The sequence below is a fragment of the Streptosporangium sp. NPDC003464 genome, from assembly GCF_053588315.1.
Map to the genome: position 1 here is coordinate 17917 of NZ_JBSFPS010000076.1, position 18202 is coordinate 36118.

Sequence of the window (18202 nt, forward strand, 5' to 3'; positions counted from 1 at the left end):
TGCTATCTCCTTGAGACAGGTCGGCCCTGTGATCGGAGGAATCGGTTGTCCCACCCCCCAAGACGACGACTCAGCATCACCGTGCTAGCCGCACTCACCCTTGCCACCAGCTTCTATGGGCAGAATCTGGCCCATGCGGAGCCGAAGAAGGGTGCGGCAGCCGTACAGACACCCGACGATTTGACGCTCTGGTACGACAAGCCCGCCACCGACTGGGAGACCCAGGCGCTGCCGATCGGCAACGGCGCGCTGGGCGCCATGGTGTTCGGCGGGGTCGCGAGCGAGCAGATCCAGTTCAACGAGAAGACGCTGTGGACCGGCGGCCCCGGCTCCAGCGGATACAACTCCGGCAACTGGACCACCCCCCGGCCGAACGCCATCGCCGAGGTCCAGGCGCAGATCGACCGGGACGGGAAGATGTCCCCCTCGGCGGTGGCGGCCAAGCTCGGCCAGCCCAAGAGCGGGTTCGGGGCCTACCAGACCTTCGGCGACCTCTGGCTGGACGTGCCGGACGCCCCGACCGCCCCCACCGGCTACCGGCGGGAGCTGAGCCTGCGCGAGGCGGTCGCCCGGGTCGGCTACACCGCCGACGGCGTCACCTACTCCCGGGAGTACTTCGCCAGCCACCCCGGCGGCGTCATCGTCGGGCGGATCTCCGCCAGCCAGGCGGGCAAGGTCTCCTTCACGCTCCGGACCTCCTCCCCCCGCTCGGACAGGCAGGTCTCGGTCGCGGGCGGCCGCCTGACCGTCCGGGGCGCGCTCGCCGACAACGGCATGCGGTTCGAGTCGCAGATCCAGGTCATCACCCAGGGCGGCAGCCGTACCGACGGGACCGACCGGGTCACCGTCACCGGCGCCGACAGCGCGATGTTCGTGCTGTCGGCCGGCACCGACTACGCCGGCGTCCATCCCTCCTACCGGGGCCCGGACCCGCACGCCGCGGTGACCGCCGCCGTCGACGCGGCCGCCGCCAAGAGCTTCGACCAGCTCAGGACGGCCCACCAGCACGACTACCGCAAGCTGTTCGACCGGGTGAAGCTGGACCTCGGCCGGCGGGTCCCGGCGATCCCCACCGACCGGCTCCGCGCGGCCTACACCGGCGGCGCCTCGGCCGACGACCGCGCCCTGGAGGCGATGTTCTTCGCCTACGGGCGCTACCTGCTCATCTCCTCCTCACGCGACGAGGCGCTGCCGGCCAACCTGCAGGGGGTGTGGAACAACTCGACCAGCCCGCCCTGGTCGGCCGACTACCACGTCAACATCAACCTGCAGATGAACTACTGGCTCGCCGAGCAGACCAACCTCGCCGAGACGACCGTCGCCTACGACCGCTACATCAAGGCCATGGTGGCCCCCGGCCGGAAGACCGCGCAGGAGATGTTCGGCTCGCGCGGCTGGGTGGTGCACAACGAGACCAACCCGTTCGGGTTCACCGGCGTGCACGACTGGGCCACCGCCTTCTGGTTCCCCGAGGCGGCGGCCTGGGTGACCCAGCAGATGTACGATCACTACCGCTTCAACGGCGACACCGCCTACCTGCGGGACACCGCCTACCCGGTGATGAAGGGCGCGGCCGAGTTCTGGCTGGACAACCTGCACCTCGACCCGCGGGACGGCAAGCTCGTGGTCTCCCCGAGCTACTCCCCCGAGCAGGGCGACTTCTCCGCGGGCGCCTCGATGTCCCAGCAGATCGTCTTCGACGTGCTGACCAACAGCCTGGAGGCGGCGAAGAAGCTGAACGTCGACTCCGCCTTCCAGGCCGAGGTGACGGCCGCGCTGGCCAAGCTCGACCGGGGCATCCGGGTGGGCTCCTGGGGCCAGTTGCAGGAGTGGAAGACCGACTGGGACGACCGCGCCAACACCCACCGGCACGTCTCGCACCTGTTCGCCCTGCACCCCGGGCGGCAGATCGTGGCGGGCACGCCGGAGGCCGCGGCCGCCAAGGTCTCGCTCACCGCGCGCGGCGACGGCGGCACCGGCTGGAGCAAGGCGTGGAAGGTCAACTTCTGGGCCCGGCTGCTGGACGGCGACCACTCCCACAAGATGCTCAGCGAGCAGCTCAAGTCCTCCACGCTGGACAACCTCTGGGACACCCACCCCCCGTTCCAGATCGACGGCAACTTCGGCGCCACCTCCGGCATGGCCGAGATGCTGCTGCAGAGCCAGCACGGCACGGTCCACGTGCTGCCCGCGCTGCCGTCGGCCTGGCCGACCGGCTCGGTCACCGGCCTGCGCGCCCGGGGCGACGTGACCGTGGACGTCTCCTGGCGCAACGGCACCGGTGAGAAGATCACCCTGCGCCCCGGGAGGAGCGGGCCCCTCAAGGTCCGCGCGGCCCTGGTCGCGGGCCGCTACCGGGTCCAGGACGAGACCGGCGCGACGGTCACCCCGGGCCGCGACGGCGAGACGCTCACCTGGAACGCCCAGGCGGGCAAGACCTACACGATCACCGATGAAGGCGCCGTCCCGCCCTGCGCGGCGGCCCCCGCCGACCGGCCGGTCGTCGCCTGGGACCCGTCGTCGGGTACGGCGGTCGCCGACAGCTCCGGCAGCGGCCGCGACGCGACGGTCACCGGCACCGCGACCTACGAGAGCTCGGCGCCCACCGGCAGCGGGCTGGTCCTGAACGGCTCCACCTACCTCACCACCGCGAACACGACACTCGGCTTCCTGCGCGAGGCCACCTTCGCCGCCGAAGTCAAGATCGGCGGGACCGGCTACCGCCGGCTCTTCGACTTCCAGCCCTCCGGCGACCCCGGCACCGACGGCGTCATCGTCGACATCACCCCGGCCGGCAAGCTGCGCTTCATCGGCGCCGGGCGCAATGTGACCACCGACGCCACCGTTCCGACCGGCCGCTACGTCGACCTCGTGGTCACCGCCGACCGGACCGGCGCGATCTCCGTCTACGTGGACGGCGCCCGGATCGGCGGCGGCACCACCAGCGCGAGCGGCGTCAACGGCTGCGCCTCCCGCCCCCTGCGCTTCGCCGCCGACCAGGGCGGCGGCCAGCGCCTGACCGGAGCCGTCGACCGCATGGCCATCCTGCCCAGAGCCCTGCCCCCGGCCGAGATCGGCACCTGGCAGGACCTGGCCTTCTGACCCCGGCCCGGCCGACGGCCCGGCCTGCTGACCTTGACCCACCCAACCGGCCGACCTGACCCACCGGCCCGGCCGACCGGCCGGGACGGCCGGGAGCCGGGGCCTCACGCGGGCCCCGGCCCTTGACTGTCCCGGCCACCCGTAATAGAACACGTTTCAGAAAGAGATGTAACCAAGCGCTTGATCAAATACCTGACGGCGGAGCGAGCCCCCGGGAGGCGGGCGGCGGGTGTCCGGCCCGCCGGTGAGGCGCGACGGCCGCGCTCCGGTCTCGTCAAGGGCATCGAGGGGATGCTCGTATGGTTCTCATGGGAGAGCAGATGGAAATCGACCTTGTCGACCAGGACTTCTACCAGCGGAGCGGCGCGCCGCACGGCCAGCTCGCCTGGCTGCGGGCCAACGCGCCGGTCTACCGGCACGGAGGCGACCCCGAACGGGGCTGGCCCGGTTTCTGGGCGGTCACCAGACACGCCGACGTGGTGCACGTCTCCCGCCACTCCGACCTGTTCTCCTCCAGCCGGAAGCTCGCGCTGTTCAACGAGATGCCCGAGGACCAGCGCGCGCTCCAGCGGATGATGATGCTCAACCAGGACCCACCGGAGCACACCCGGCGACGCTCCCTGGTCAACCGGGGTTTCACCCCGCGCATGATGGGCGCCCTGGAGCAGCACATCCGCGACATCTGCCACGGGCTGGTGGACGAGGCCAAGGGGCGCGGGTCGGCCGACTTCGTCAGGGACATCGCCGCCCCGCTGCCGCTGTATGTGATCTGCGAGCTGCTCGGCGCCCCCGTCGAGGACCGGGACAAGATCTTCAACTGGTCCAACCAGATGATCGGGGCCGAGGACCCGGACTACGCGGCCGACCCCACCGAGGGCCAGAACGCGGCCATGGAGGTCTACGCCTACGCCAACGCCCTGGCCGCCGAGCGACGCGAGCAGCCCCGGGAGGACATCGCCACCAAACTGATCATGCCCGACGCGGCCGGCGAGACCCTCACCGAGGAGGAGTTCGACCTGTTCGTGCTCCTGCTGGTCGTCGCGGGCAACGAGACCACCCGCAACGCGGCCTCCGGGGGCATGCTCGCCTTCTTCGAGCATCCCGACCAGTGGCGGCGGCTGGTCGCCGAGCCCGCCCTCGCCCGGACCGCGGCCGACGAGATCGTCCGCTGGGTCTCCCCGGTGAACCTCTTCCGCCGTACGGCCACCGCCGACACGACGATCGGCGGGCAGGAGGTCAAGGAGGACGACAAGATCGTGGTCTTCTACAGCTCCGCCAACCGGGACGAGGACGTGTTCGCCGACCCCGGAACCTTCGACATCGGCCGTGACCCCAACCCGCACATCGGCTTCGGCGGCGGCGGGGCCCACTTCTGCCTCGGCAACCACCTCGCCAAGCTGGAGCTCCGGGTGCTCTTCGAGGTGCTGGCCGAGCGGCTGCCCAGACTGGCCCAGGCCGGCCCGGCCCGCCGGCTCCGCTCCAACTTCATCAACGGCATCAAGGATCTGCCGGTCACCCTCGCCTGACGCGCGGCCGACCGCCCCGGTCGGCCCGCGTCCGGTTCCGGCGGGTCTCACGCCACCCTTCTGGCCGATCGTGCTAAATTATGGCCATGCGGCCAGAAAATGAGCCAGACGGCCAGAAGCGGCGGTCGTTCATCGAGCAGGCCAGGCGCGCCCAGATCATCACCTCCGCCGTCGAGGTCATCGCCGACGCGGGGTTCGCGAAGGCGTCGCTGGCCCTGATCGCCAAGCACGCCGGCATCAGCAAGGGTGTGATCTCCTACCACTTCGCCGGCAAGGACGAGCTGATGGAGGAGGTCGTCAACCACGTCTACGACGGCATCCTCGCGTTCGTCACGGCCCGGATGGAGCAGGAGCAGACCGCGACGGGCCTGCTGCGCACGCACATCCTGACCGTCGCCGAGCACATGCGCGGCAACAGGACCCAGATCAAGGCGCTCGGCGAGATCTTCTACAACCTGCGCCAGCCCGACGGCTCGCCGCGCTTCGGCATCGCCGCCAGCGAGCCGCTCTTCCAGGCACTGGAGGAGATCTACCGCCTCGGCCAGCGGAGCGGAGAGTTCCGCACCTTCGACCTGCGGGTGATGGCCGTGGCCCACGCCGGCTCGATCGACAACATGTTCGCCTACTGGGTCACCCACCCCGAGCACGACCTCGACGCGCACGCACGCGAGCTGGCCGACCTCTTCGAACACGCCACCCGGGCGGAGAAGCCTCATGACGGCGGGCCAGAAAACGGTCACTGATCACTAAAGTTCGTAAATCTGACATAACCCCCTACTGGTGGGGGAATAAGCTGCTGGTGCTGCCTGGAACCCGTCCCGGCGACGGCGACACCCGCACCTTCCTCGGTGCGATCATGCGTAATCCCCACCAGCTGGGCGCGATCGCGCCCAGCTCGAAGGCCGTCGCCCGGCTGGCCACCTCGGTCGTCCCGGGCACCCGCGGAGCCGTGGTCGTCGAGCTCGGCGCCGGCGGCGGCGTGATCAGCGACGCGATCCGCGACCGCCTGCCGCCGGACGGGCGGCAGCTCGCCATCGAGCTCAACCACGACATGGTCCGCCACCTACGGCGCAGCCGCCCCTGGCTGGAAGTGATCGCCGGCGACGCGGGCGACCTGGGCAGGTTTCTGGGGCGGGCCGGGGTGACACAGGTCGACGCGGTCGTCTCCTCCCTGCCCTGGACCCTGTTCGACGAGCGGCAGCAGAAGCGCATCCTGGACGAGGTGTCGGCCGCGCTCGCCCTGGGCGGGATGTTCAGCACCGTCACCACCCTGACCGCGATGCCCTTCCGGCGCTTCCGACTGTTCCGCGGGCTGCTGGAGAGCACTTTCACCACCGTCGGCACCATGGGCCCGGTCTGGCACAACGTCCCGCCCGCGCTGGTCTTCACGGCCTCGGAGGGTCCGCCCCCGGCCGCGGGGGACGAGCCGGGGCGCCGTTGACGGCAGCGCCGGCACGCGGACCGGCGGGAGACCGCCCGCCCCGCCGTACGGCCCGCCCTGGAGTCCGCCCGCCCTGCCATACAGAGCCCCGCCCTGGGGTCCAGCCCGCGCCGCCGTACGGCCCGCCGCCGGTACGGCCCGCGCCGCCGTACCGCCCGCCCCGGAGGTTCAGCCGGCGACCAGCGACTCCGCCCAGTTGATGTAGGCCGTCGGCAGGTCGTGCAGGGCGGCGGCGATCCGCGGGTCGGCGACGGCCGGGAGCGAGGCCAGCGCCTCGGCGGCGAGGTCGCGGCAGTAGGCCAGGGTGCCCTCGACCATGTGGCTGCGCCGCAGGCGGGCGAGCAGGATCGTGATCTCGTCCTCGCTCAGCCGCCTGCCGAGGAAGGAGCGCAGGTCCCCGCAGTCGTCGCGCAGCGCCAGCAGCAGCGGGAGGGTGTAGACGCCCTGCCGGAGATCGTTGCCGACCGGCTTGCCGAGCCGGTCGGCGGTGGAGGCCAGGTCCAGCAGGTCGTCGAGGACCTGGAAGAGCACGCCGAACCGTTCACCGTACTCGGCCATGCTCCGCCCGTCCGGGTGCGCGACCAGGCAGCTCGCCCGGAACAGGGACGCGGTCTTCCCGGTGATCGACCGCAGCGCGTCCTCCGGGGTGCGGCCGGGGTCGAACAGCTCGGCGGCCTCCTGGAACTGCCCCTCGGCGAGCTCGACGACCACGGCGGCGAGCGTCGCGGCGACCGGCTTGGAGACCAGGGCGAGCGCGGCGAGCCCGGCCCTGGCCAGCATGAAGTCCCCGACCACCAGCGCCCTGGCGTCACCGAGCTCGGCGTTCAGGGTCCGCACTCCCCTGCGCTCGACGGCCTTGTCCATGAGGTCGTCGTGGACCAGCGAGCCGGCGTGGATGAGCTCCACACACGCCGCCGCGGTGACCACCCGGTCGCTGACGGACCCGCCCAGCGCGAGCGCGGTCGCCAGCGTCAGCGCGGGCCGCAGCCGCTTCCCGCCGGCACCGGTGATGCGCCCGGCCGCGCTGTTGATCAGAGGCAGCCGGGAGGAGGTGCTCAGTCTGTGGATACGGCGCTCCACCCGCAGCAGCCCGGCCGAGACGGCCGGGCTGCCGAGGATCTCCTCGGGACGCGTGACATGGGTGAGCACGGCGATTCCTCCTCAGGTCACCTGATTACGCCCTCCACGCTGCCCGATCACCGCTGAGGCGACGCTGAGCGTCGCTGAGATCCCTCTCAGCCCGCCATGCGACGCTCAGCCCGCCATGATGCGACGCGGGGCGGGCCCGTGGTGTGGCTGCGCGGGGTGGCCCGTAGCTGCGCGGGGCGGGGTGGCCCGTGCCTGCGCGGGGCAGGGTGGTCCGTGGCTGCGCGGGGCAGGGCGGCGAGGGCGGGGGCGGCGCGTCAGAGCGTCGGCGGGAGGCCGAACGCCGGGAAGAGAGCGGCGCCGAAAGTGGTGATCTCCGCGACGAGGCCGTCCTCGACGCGGATCACGTCGATCTTGAAGGCCCGGAACTCGGAGTCGCCCGGCGCCCGGAGGTAGCTGGCGGCGGCCGGCTGGCGGTTGGCGCGGGTGGGCAGCAGCCGCCACTCGCCGGGGTCGGTCAGCGCCGCCTGGAGGGCGGGGGCGATCACCTCCAACCCCTCGAAGCACATCGGCGCGGGGGGCATCGTGATCCGCACGTCGTCACGTAACAGCGCGATCGCGGCGGCGGCGTCGGCCCGTTCGTGGGCCTCGATGAAACTCCTCAGCAGCGCCCGCTCCGCCTCGCTCGGATCCGGGGCGGACCACTCGTCCCGGCGGGCCGGCAGCCGCTCCTGGATCGTGGCGCGGGCGCGCTGCAGCGCGCTGTTGACCGCGGCCACCGTGGTGTCGAGGATCTCCGCGGTCTCACCGGCCGACCGGCCGAGCACGTCGCGCAGGATCAGGACCGCCCGCTGGCGGGGCGGGAGGAGCTGGATGGTCGCGAGGTAGGCGAGCTCGATCGTCTCCTTGGCGACGACGACGGAGTCCGGCTCGCTGTCCCTCGGCGCGATCTCGTCCAGCAGCCGGTCCGGGTAGGGCTGAAGCCAGGGGATCTCCGCGAAGGACGACAGCGACGACAGCTGACGCGAGCTGCGCCGGATCGCGTCGAGGCAGGCGTTGGTCGCGATGCGGTACAGCCAGGCCCGGAACAGGGGGCCGCCCTCGAAACTCGCACGCTTGCGCCAGGCCCGCAGGAAGGTCTCCTGCACCAGGTCCTCGGCCTCCTCGAACGAGCCGAGCATCCGGTAGCAGTGCACGTGCAGCTCCCGCCGGTGGCGCTCCACCAGGGCCGCGAAGGCCGATCCGTCGCCCGCCGCCGCGGCCGCGACGGCCGTGTCCTGCTCGGTGGCGCCGGGGGTGGTGTCGATGTCGGGCACGGAACGGCTCTCTCGTCCGGGAGCGTGGTGACGGTTCATGGACCGTACAACGTGCGGTGGCCGGGAACTCATCGGTCAGGGCATCGGCGGGGCATCGGCTGGGCAAAATCCCCACGGGCATCGCCCCTCGCCCCCTCGGGCGAGCGGACCGGCTCCCCGGGCCCCAGGAGACGGTGAGACGACCCCGGACCGGCTCGCCAGGCCCCGGCGACCGCCTCACCCGGCTCCCCGGACCCCGGCGGCCGCCGCACCGTCCTGGACCGGCTAGCCGGCGACCAGACCGCAGGTCACGTTGGTGATCGTGCTGGTCACGGCACTGGCCCGATCCGAGGCCAGGAACGCCGCCACGTCGGCGACCTGGGCCAGCCGGGGCGCTCGGCGGAGCATGGTCATCCCGGCGAGCATCTGCTCGAACGCCGCCGGGTCGAAGTCGGCCATCCCGTCGTTGACCTCGACGACCTTCTCCCGCGACATGGTCTCCACGACCCCGGCCGTGTGCAGGCCGACGACGCGGACCCCGTGCGGCCCGACCTCGGCCGCCAGATAGCGGAGGAACGTCTCGACCGCCGCGTCAGCCGGTCCGGTACCGCCCATCATCGGGGTGGTGGCCTTGGAGGACCCGCTGGTCAACGAGAGGATGACGCCCGACCCCTGCTTGATCATCTGGCGCGCGGCCGCCTGTGCGGTGAGGAAGGTCGACGTCAGACCCGTCGTGACGGGACGGGTCAGGTCCGCGACGGTCATGTCGACCAGCGGGATCCCCTGCACGTCCCCGCGTGAGATGAGGTTGAAGGACACGTCGACACCACCCGCCTGGGCGGTCACGGCCCGGACGTGCTCCTCGACGGCCCGCCCGTCGAGGGCGTCGAGCTCGGCCACCTCGGCGGACCCGCCGTCGGCCGCGATGTCCTCGGCGACCGCCTCTAGTGTCTTCAGGGTCCGCCCGGTGAGGAAGACCCGGGCCCCCTCCCGGGCGAAGGTCCGGGCGACGCCGCCGCCGATCCCCCCGCCGGCCCCGTAGATGATCACGTTCTTGTCCTGGAGTAGCAGTGTCATGTGAGCTGTAACGACGCCCGCCGCTCGGGCTCATCGGTGCCGCCGAAGATTTTTCCGGCCCGCCCTGGCCAGGCTTCAAAAATCACCCACCGCAGAAGGGTTGCCTGGCCCTTTGCCGGTGAGGATTCAATTTCCTGAGCCCGGCTGCTGGCTTGTCACAGCAAGGGGAGAACGAGGTACGGCCAGCATCCGAGTGCATGTAAAAATCTGAGATCGGTCAAGCGCGAGCCGAATAAGGTCTGGTCCCCCGCCGAAGTCGCTCCTAGCGGACGCGCCATTGCCGACGAGCAGCTGTGGCGCGTTCCGGCTTCCTCCTCCCGAATGTGTCCCCAGACATCCGAGCATGTTGTGATGTCAAGCGACGGCTGTGAGACGAGGTGGAAACGGGCCGCGTCCGGACGCTGACCGGACAGTGCATCGATTCTGTCCGGTCAGCCCCTTACTTTGCCCCTGGCCGTAGCTTCGGGAGTCCTGAGCCGTGACGAACAGGCCGCCACGACAGCGCCCGTGCAATGAGTCGCGATCCGTGAAGCTACTGGCGGGTCACTCGTTCCCGGTGTCCGGGGCCAGGACCTTCGAGCCGTACTGAGCTCGGCGATAACTACATGAGACCCGGCACGAGGCGTCGGCGCCGGGCTCTCGTAGACTCCGCGGTCATGACAGAACGATGGCCCTTCATCCACCACGTGACCTTCATCGCCGCGGACCTCGAGGCGAGCACGCGCTTCTTCACCGCCGCGCTGAAGCCCCTCGGTGTCGTCGGACAGGCGGCTGACGGCGGAGCGGAGTTCTGGGAGGAGGAGTTGGACACCCCGTCCTTCGGTCTGTATCCCGCGGGCGATGCCACGGTGACCCGGGGCGCGCACATCGCATTCACCGCCCGCGACCGAGCCGCGGTCGACGCCTTCCACGCGGCCGCGCTGGCTGCTGGCGGCAAGTCCCGGCACGAACCCCGGCATTGGCCCGAGTATGGCGCCTACTGCGCGTTCGTGGATGACCCGGACGGCAACAACATCGAGGCGGTGTACAAGGAGCAGGCGTAGGGCCAGCACCTGGCGGTGAGCTCGGCAGGTCGAAGATGTTCCGAGACGTCCAGCAGGGCAGCACGGTCGCCTTCGTCGTGGACGACCTCGCAACGGTTGCCCCTGGATACCCAGGGGCAACGAGATCCGTGGCACCGCGGTCGCGCTGACCGATCAAGACCGCCCCTACGCGGAGGCTGACCCCGCTGCACGTGGGGTGCCACCGGAATACGGCGGAAACAGGCCGCGCCGGGACACTGACCGGACAGAACCTTGGTTCTGTCCGGTCACCGGAACCACATCGCCCCAGGTCACGGCCCTGACTCCGATCGCCCCGCCAATCCGGTCCCCGATGCCGACCCGGGATGGGTCGCCGAAATCCGGCCCTGGCGAGCGGTACGGAAACCCGCGCTGAGCTGGATCAAACCGCCTACTTTGCGGCTCGCCGCAGCTTCGGGAGTCCTGGGCCGATACAGCGGCGAAGCGCTGTCTGCGGTCTGATCCACGAGTATCGCAGAGCAGCTTGACGAGGCGCGAAACCGCAGGCCAGCGCTATGAGCGAGATTTGGCACCGGACAAGGCGCTCGCCCGATACCAACGCAGGAAGGCGTCCTGGACGACGCCCTCGGTCTCCTCAGCCGAACCCAGCATCCGATAGGCCAGCCCGAACAGCTTCGAACGGTGTCGCTCGAACTCCTCAACCGCATCACCTGTCACGCCCACCACCCTCTCCCTCTCAGCCCGCCTTGCGAGCCCGGTCGCCTGGATGCCGTGACCGGCGCCCTCGGCGTCAAGCCCGTGCGCGGCACGCCAAACTCAGCCGCGCCTACGTGGCCGCCCGGCACCTGAAGTCACAACCAGCCGTCCTCACACACGCTCCCGATATTTGGTGAACTCAACCATTAATGATGGGGGTATCCGCGGGCAACGGGCCGGTCTCGGGGTTGAAGAGCGTCTTGGACAGGCGCTCGACGCCGTAACAGACGGCGCCGACCGCCACGCACTCGTCGCCGAGCACCGAGGCCCGCAGCTCCGGAGTGCGCAGGCACATCGTCTCCAGTTCGTCCCTCAGCGGCTCCAGGAGCACGTCGGCCGACCGGGAGAAGCCCCCGCCGAGCACCACCAGGTCGGGATCGACGGTGAGGGCCATCGCGGAGGTGGCCAGCGCGAGCACCTTGACGTACCGCAGGACGGCGCCGCGCGCGCCGGCGTCGCCGCGCCTGGCGGCCTCGAACACCGCCACCGCGACCGCGTCGGGCGGCGTGCCGGGTTCCACGGTGGGGACGGCCTGCAGCAGCTCGCCCACGTGACCCAGGTTGAACAGCGGGTGCACGCCGATCTCGCCCGCCGCGCCCCCACCGCCGCGCAGGGGGACTCCGTCGAGTACGACGGCGGCCCCGGCCCGCCGGCCGATGTGCAGGAAGATCAGGTTCCGGGTGTCGCGGGCGATGCCCCTGCGGCACTCGGCGAGCGCGGCGAGCCTGCTGTCGTTCTCCACGAGGACCGCGCAGCGGAGCCGTGCGCCCAGGTGATCGGCGAGCGGCACGCTCGACCAATCCTGGATGGCCCGTGACAGGACGACGCGTCCTTGCAGGTCGACGTAGCCCGTGCTACCCGCGACCGCGATCCAGACGTCGGAGGCGGAGGTGCCGGAGCCGGTCAGGCAGGCGTCGACGGCCCTGTCGACGGCGGCCAGCCGCTCGGCGCGCGGCTGCTCGGGGGTGACCGGCTCGCGCGTGGTGTGCAGGACGTTGCCGTCGAGGTCGGCCACGACCGCGAGCACCTTGTGCGCTCCTATGTCGAGCCCCAGCACTCGGCCCGCTTCCCCGCGGAACCGGTAGCGGCGCGCGGGCCTGCCCTTCTCGCCGCCGCTCGGGTCCAGCTGGGCCACCCAGCCCAGCTTCATCAGGTCACTGACCACCACCTTGATGGTGGCTCTGGCCAGGTCGGCGCGCTCGGCGAGCTTGGTCAGCGTCATCGGGCCGTCGGCGCGCAGGACGGCGAGCGCGGAGAGCGCGTTGAGTCGCCGGAGCCGCTGAAGGTCGCCGCCAGTCACGGAGTGCGTCACGGATAACCCTTCTTGACGAATCTTAATGGTGGACTTCATCATAAATCTTCATCGGGGCGGTACTCCACCGCAACGCAAGCCCGCCCAGCCCGTACGGCGACACGACCGCCGAACCCCGCCCCCCGACCCCTCAGGGACCTGACTTGCTGCTGCCACGACCCGTTCACCTCACCCGAGACGGCACGGAGCCCTTCACCCTCACCACGGACACAGTGATCGCCGCGCCCCCCGAGCTCGCGCGGGTGGAAGGCTGGCTGCGTGGCGTGCTGTTCCCCGTGACCGGCCTGCCGCTGCCGCCCGGAGAGGCGCGGCCCGGGGCGATCGAGTTCACCCTGGCGGCCGGGCTCGGCCATGAAGCGTACCGCCTGACCGTGCGCCCCGGCGGGGTACGCGTCGAAGCGGGGGACGTGGCGGGGGCGTTCTACGGCGCGCAGACCCTGCGCCAGCTCCTGCCGCCCGCGGCCTTCCGCAGCGGCGCGGTCGGCGAGCGGGACTGGCTCGTCGCCCCGGTCACCGTCGAGGACCGGCCGAGATTCCGGTGGCGCGGCTGCCTCATCGACGTGGCCAGGCACTTCCTGCCCAAGCCCGACCTGCTGCGGTACATCGACCTGCTGGCCGCGCACAAGCTCAACGTGCTGCACCTGCACCTGACCGACGATCAGGGCTGGCGGTTCGAGGTGAAAGGGTACCCGAAGCTGACCGAGGTCGGCGCCTGGCGGAGGGAGAGCCCGCTGGGGTCCCGCCGGCACGGCCTGTTCGACGGCCGCCCGCACGGCGGCTTCTACACCCAGGACGACCTGCGCGAGATCGTGTCGTACGCGGCGGACCGGTTCGTCACCGTGGTGCCCGAGATCGAGCTGCCCGGGCACTCCCAGGCCGCCATCGCCGCCTATCCGGAGCTGGGCAACCTCGACGACCCGCTGGAGGTCGCCACCCAGTGGGGCGTCTCCCCGAACGTGCTCAACGTCGAGGACGCCACGCTCGCCTTCTACCGGGACGTGCTCGACCAGGTCATGGAGATCTTCCCCGGCGAGTACGTCTGCGTGGGCGGCGACGAGTGCCCCAAGACGCAGTGGCGGGAGAGCCCGTCGGCCCAGCGGCGCATCCGCGAGCTCGGCCTGCGCGACGAGGACGAGCTGCAGAGCTGGTTCATCCGCCAGTTCTCCGACCATCTGACCGCGCGCGGGCGACGCCTGCTGGGCTGGGACGAGATCATCGAGGGCGGCCTGCCACCGGGTGCGACCGTGGCGTCCTGGCGCGGCACGTACGGCGCGGTCGTGGCGGCCAGGGCCGGACACGACGTGATCACGTGCCCGTTCACCCAGCTCTACCTCGACTTCCGGCAGTCGGACCGGCCCGACGAGCCAGTCCCGATCGGCAGCGTGATCTCGCTGCGCGACGTCCACGCCTTCGAACCGGTGCCGCCGGAGCTCACGGAGGCCGAGGCCGTCCGCGTGCTCGGCGCCCAGGCGAACCTCTGGACCGAGCACATCGACTCGCCTCGCGCGCTCGACTACATGGCCTTCCCCCGCCTGTCGGCCTTCGCCGAGGTCGTGTGGAGCCCCGCAGGCGGCGACTTCGACGACTTCCGGGCGCGGCTGCACCACCACGAGCGCCGGCTCGCCGCGCTGGGCGTGGAGTACCGCAAGGAGGCCGGCCCCGAGCCGTGGCAGACGCGGCCGGACGTCAAGGGCTGGCCGCGCGAGCGGGCGGAGACCGAGGCCGAGGTGGCGGCCTGGACCCGCGGCATCCGACGAAACCTCAGTGGAGAGAGGCACGCATGACCAGACGCCTGTCCGTCATCCTCATCGGCCTATCCTGCCTGCTCGGCGTGATCACCCCGGCCCGTGCGGCGACTCCCGAGCTGTCGGCGTACTTCAGCAGGCCGAGCGTCGACGGCACGCTCGACGGCTCCCTGCTGACGCGGTTGCTGGGCCTGATCGACCTGGCCGCGCCGGGTTCCACCCTGCGCGTGGCGACGTACGTGCTGGAGATCAGGACCGTCAAGGACGAGCTCGTGGCGGCGCACGATCGCGGCGTCGACGTACGGGTGGTGTCCGAGGGGTCCGGTCACGACCCGCTGCTCGACGAGCTGGCCGCCGCCGGCGTGCCGGTCACGCTCTGCACCATGGGCTGCAACGGCCCGGACACCGACATCAACCACCACAAGTTCTTCGTGTTCAGCCGCCTCACGGACGGCAGGACCGACGTGGTCGCGCAGAGCTCGCAGAACCTCAGCGCCGACAACGGCCTCCACCAGAACATGCTGATCAGCTCGGGCGACGGCGGCCTGGCCGAGGGCTACCGGCAGGTGTTCGACACGCTGGTCTCCCGGGTGCGGACGACCTGGAAGGCGCCCTTCACCTCCTCCAGCGGCAAGGTCACGGTCTGGATGGAGCCCCGCGACACCACCTACGACCAGGCTACCTACGACAGCGCCGACCTGGTCGCGGCCATGATCAAGGACGTGGGCTGCCCCGGCACGATCCGCGTGGCGCAGTCGCAGTTCGCCACGGACAGGCCGCTCGTCATCGACGCGCTCAAGGCGAAGAAGCAGCAGGGGTGCGTCGTCCAGGTGCTCGTCGCCGAAGGCAACCAGACGGTCTCGACCGCCCAGGAGCTCGCCAAGGGCGGCATCGTGGTGCACACCTTCAGGCCCGGCGGCTGCCACTACCCGGCCGGGGACACCTGCGCGCCCGACAACCTCCACTCGAAGATCCTCCTGGTGGACGGGCCGTCGGCCGCGGCGGGCGGCGCGACGCGGCGCTACGTCTACACCGGCTCCCACAACCTCAACGCCGGCTCCCTGACCGCCTCGGACGACTCCTTCATCCGGATCGACGACGCGGGGATCTACGCGGCGTACGACGCGGACTTCGCCTCGATGCTGGACGAGATGATCAAGCTCGTCCCCGCCGCCTATCCGGACGCCGCACTCCAGATGGCCGCCAACGGCCCCGACGACCAGCGGGCGCCGAGGGCGGCCGCCATGCGCGTCGGCTACACGGCCGTGGCCTGGGAGGACGACCGCGATCGTGCCTCGGTGGACGGCACCGAGGTCTACGCGCGCATCTACCACGACGGGCAGCCGGTGACCGGCCCCGTGAAGGTCTCGATGGGCGGGGCCGGGTGCGCGACCGGCTGGAACCACGTGCAGCCGTCGGCCGGCGTCGACGACACGGGCAACGCCTACGTCGCCTGGGCCGAGGACGGCGACTGCCGGGGCGAGCACAACATCGCGGTGCGCAGGCTCTCGCCGTCGGGCACGCTGAGCTCGACGATCTGGGCGAACGCCCCGCAGTGGAGCGGCGACCAGACCCGGCCGAGGATCGCGGTCCGGGGCGACGGCGGGTTCACGGTGGTCTGGGAGGACGCGCCGACCAAGACCGTCCGCGCGGCCGGCTACGCCACGCTGACCTCGCGTGCCTTCGCGCCGGTCCAGGTGGGCGCGGGGGGCCGGCCGGACGTGGCCGTCGACGGCGCCGGCACCGCGACCGTGGTCTGGCAGCAGGCGCCCGACGTGTACGGCAAGCGCGTCTCGGCGACCGGCGCGACCGTCGCCGCCGCCACGAAGATCAACACCAACGCGGCCACCGAGCACCTGGCCCCCGCGGTGGCGACGACGGCGGGCGGCGACAGCGTCGTCGCCTGGAGCGACAACGTGGCGGTCACCGGAGGTGACGTGAAGACCGTCTGGCGGGTGCGGACGCGGGGTCTGACGCCCTCCCTGGGATCGAGGTTCGCGGAGAACCCCGTCGCGTTCGGGAAGTACGCACCGAACACGGTCTCCGACGGCGGCAAGGAGTACCCGCCGCTGTGCGGGAGGGTGTCGTCGGTGGACAGGTGCGCGGTCCAGGGATCGCCGTCCGTCGCCGTCGACGACAGCGGACGGTTCGTCGTCGGCTGGACCGAGTCCGACATCTGGAACGCCGGCCGTTCCTTCGAGGTGTACGCCCGCGGCTTCAACGCCGACGGGACGACGGCCGGCCGGTTCCCCTGCGAGCGCATGAACCCGAACACGGCCGGCAGCCAGTCGGCCACCGCCGTCGCCGCCGACGCCACCGGCTTCCACCTCTTCTACGCCGAGGACTTCGACGTCAACGGATACAGCGATGTCGTGGCGCGGACCGGCTTCACCAACACCGAATTCTGAGCGGAGCGCCGCCCTCCGCGCCGATCCCTCGCGATCGAGACCCTGACCACCACCCCCGACGCTTCCAGAGAAGGAACCCCCCGTGCGTCTGCGTATGGCATTGGTCGCCGCCCTGGCCGTGACCCTGGCCGGTTGTGGCTCCGGCACCGACACCACCACCAAGTCCGAAAAAATCACGATCAGCTATGCGATTTGGGAGAAGAACGACCAAGCCAGCACCCAGAAAATCATCGACGCCTTCCAGAAGCAGCACCCCGACGTCACGGTCAAGCTGGAGATCACCCCCTGGGACCAGTACTGGACCAAGCTCCAGACCGCCGCCGCCGGCGGCGCGGCCCCCGACGTCTTCTGGATGAACAGCCTCAACGTCCGCCTGTACGCCAAGGGCGGCGTGCTCGCCCCCATCCAGAACGCCGACGTCAGCGCCTTCCCACAGGCGATCGTGGACGGCTACCGCTACGACGGCAAGCTGTACGGCATGCCGCGCGACGTCGGCCTCCCCGTGCTCTGGTACGACAAGGAGCTCTTCGACAAGGCCGGCGTCAAGTACCCGACCGCCGACTGGACCTGGGACGACCTCAGGGCCGCCGCCAAGAAGCTGACCGACCCGGCCAAGAAGCAGTACGGCCTGCTGGCCCCCATGTGGGACCAGGGCGGCTTCTACCCCACGATGATCCAGGCCGGCGGCCACGTCATCTCCGCCGACGGCAAGAAGTCGGGCTTCGACGAGCCCGGCTCCATCCAGGGCCTGGAGTTCTGGACCGACATGATCAACAAGGACAAGGTCGCCCCGCCCGCCCAGGCGACCACCGACACCGATCCCGTACAGCTGTTCATGACCGGCAAGTACGCCATGTACTACGGCGGCTCCTGGCTCGCCACCGCGTTCAAGGCCAACCCCGAGCGCGGCGACAAGGTCGACGTGGCGCCCCTGCCCAAGGGGCCGACGCAGGAGGCCGTCATCCTGCTCGGCCTGGCCAACGCCGTCTCGGCCAAGAGCGAGCACCCGGTCGAGAGCGCGCAGTTCGCCACGTTCCTCTCCTCCGAGGAGGCCGAGAAGATCCTCAGCGACACCGGCGGCGCCTCGGTCTCCTCGCGGGCGGGCACCCAGGACAGCTGGTTCAACGCCTTCCCGAACTACCACCTGAAGGAGGCGTTCGACGCCTCGATCCCGCACGGCGTGCCGTACCCCGTCTCCCTGAACACCGCCAAGTGGCAGGACGTGCAGAACAAGCTCCTCGCCGAGGCATGGGCAGGCAGGCGGCCGACCGCGGACGCCGCCAGGGAGATCGCCGCGCAGATGAACGAGATCCTGGCCAAGGAGTAGCGGATGCTGCTGACCGAGGAACGGGCCGCCGCCAAGGCGGCGGGCTTGTGGTCCGCGAAGGCGGGGTTGTCACGCTCGGGATGGATGAAGTCTCCGTAGTGCGGG

General features: G+C 71.0%; 13 protein-coding genes. 8 read left to right on the forward strand and 5 right to left on the reverse strand.

Annotated features, from left to right (window positions below; translation table 11 throughout):
• The first annotated feature begins 81 nt into the window (after nt 1–81).
• The 4 genes from ACWDS7_RS18770 to ACWDS7_RS18785 all read left to right on the forward strand — a co-directional run bounded on the left by ACWDS7_RS18770 (nt 82) and on the right by ACWDS7_RS18785 (nt 6069).
• A complete protein-coding gene (locus tag ACWDS7_RS18770; RefSeq protein WP_451930297.1) occupies nt 82–3102 on the forward strand; it encodes a glycosyl hydrolase family 95 catalytic domain-containing protein in 3021 nt (1006 codons plus the stop codon).
• 320 nt (nt 3103–3422) lie between these two features.
• Complete coding sequence (locus ACWDS7_RS18775) at nt 3423–4628, forward strand: cytochrome P450 (RefSeq protein WP_451930298.1); 1206 nt, start codon at nt 3423–3425, stop codon at nt 4626–4628.
• An 86-nt stretch (nt 4629–4714) separates the two neighbouring features.
• Nucleotides 4715–5371 carry a TetR/AcrR family transcriptional regulator gene (locus tag ACWDS7_RS18780; RefSeq protein ID WP_451930299.1) on the forward strand — a complete coding sequence of 219 codons (657 nt, stop codon included), beginning with the start codon at nt 4715–4717 and terminating at the stop codon, nt 5369–5371.
• A gap of 56 nt (nt 5372–5427) precedes the next feature.
• Nucleotides 5428–6069, forward strand: a complete 642-nt coding sequence (locus ACWDS7_RS18785; protein ID WP_451930300.1) for a class I SAM-dependent methyltransferase — start codon at nt 5428–5430, stop codon at nt 6067–6069.
• A gap of 168 nt (nt 6070–6237) precedes the next feature.
• Here ACWDS7_RS18785 and ACWDS7_RS18790 read toward each other — a convergent pair whose 3' ends face one another.
• The 3 genes from ACWDS7_RS18790 to ACWDS7_RS18800 form a co-directional block, all read right to left on the reverse strand.
• The gene (locus ACWDS7_RS18790) at nt 6238–7218 is read right to left on the reverse strand and encodes a polyprenyl synthetase family protein (RefSeq protein WP_451930301.1); all 981 of its coding nucleotides are present in this window, start codon (nt 7216–7218) and stop codon (nt 6238–6240) included.
• Nucleotides 7219–7472: 254 nt separating this feature from the next.
• Entirely contained in the window at nt 7473–8471 is a 999-nt protein-coding gene (locus ACWDS7_RS18795) for an RNA polymerase subunit sigma-70 (RefSeq protein WP_451930302.1), read from the reverse strand.
• Between the two features lie 264 nt (nt 8472–8735).
• The gene (locus tag ACWDS7_RS18800; protein ID WP_451930303.1) at nt 8736–9527 is read right to left on the reverse strand and encodes an SDR family NAD(P)-dependent oxidoreductase; all 792 of its coding nucleotides are present in this window, start codon (nt 9525–9527) and stop codon (nt 8736–8738) included.
• Nucleotides 9528–10183: 656 nt separating this feature from the next.
• On the opposite strand from ACWDS7_RS18800, the gene ACWDS7_RS18805 reads away from it, so the two are divergent.
• Nucleotides 10184–10570, forward strand: coding sequence for a VOC family protein (locus ACWDS7_RS18805; protein WP_306871388.1), 387 nt, complete (start codon nt 10184–10186; stop codon nt 10568–10570).
• Between the two features lie 531 nt (nt 10571–11101).
• On the opposite strand, the gene ACWDS7_RS18810 is transcribed toward ACWDS7_RS18805, so the two are convergent.
• Nucleotides 11102–11272, reverse strand: a complete 171-nt coding sequence (locus ACWDS7_RS18810) for a sigma factor (RefSeq protein ID WP_451930304.1) — start codon at nt 11270–11272, stop codon at nt 11102–11104.
• 172 nt (nt 11273–11444) lie between these two features.
• Entirely contained in the window at nt 11445–12617 is a 1173-nt protein-coding gene (locus ACWDS7_RS18815) for an ROK family protein (RefSeq protein WP_451930305.1), read from the reverse strand.
• A 143-nt stretch (nt 12618–12760) separates the two neighbouring features.
• On the opposite strand from ACWDS7_RS18815, the gene ACWDS7_RS18820 reads away from it, so the two are divergent.
• From ACWDS7_RS18820 to ACWDS7_RS18830, 3 genes are all read left to right on the forward strand, one after another.
• Nucleotides 12761–14401, forward strand: a complete 1641-nt coding sequence (locus ACWDS7_RS18820) for a beta-N-acetylhexosaminidase (protein WP_451930306.1) — start codon at nt 12761–12763, stop codon at nt 14399–14401.
• Nucleotides 14398–16770 (forward strand): phospholipase D-like domain-containing protein, encoded by a 2373-nt coding sequence (locus ACWDS7_RS18825; RefSeq protein WP_451930307.1) that lies wholly within the window; start codon nt 14398–14400, stop codon nt 16768–16770. Before ACWDS7_RS18820 ends, ACWDS7_RS18825 begins: the two co-directional genes overlap by 4 nt.
• Before the next feature lie 82 nt (nt 16771–16852).
• Entirely contained in the window at nt 16853–18097 is a 1245-nt protein-coding gene (locus tag ACWDS7_RS18830; RefSeq protein WP_451930308.1) for an ABC transporter substrate-binding protein, read from the forward strand.
• Nucleotides 18098–18202 lie beyond the last annotated feature (105 nt).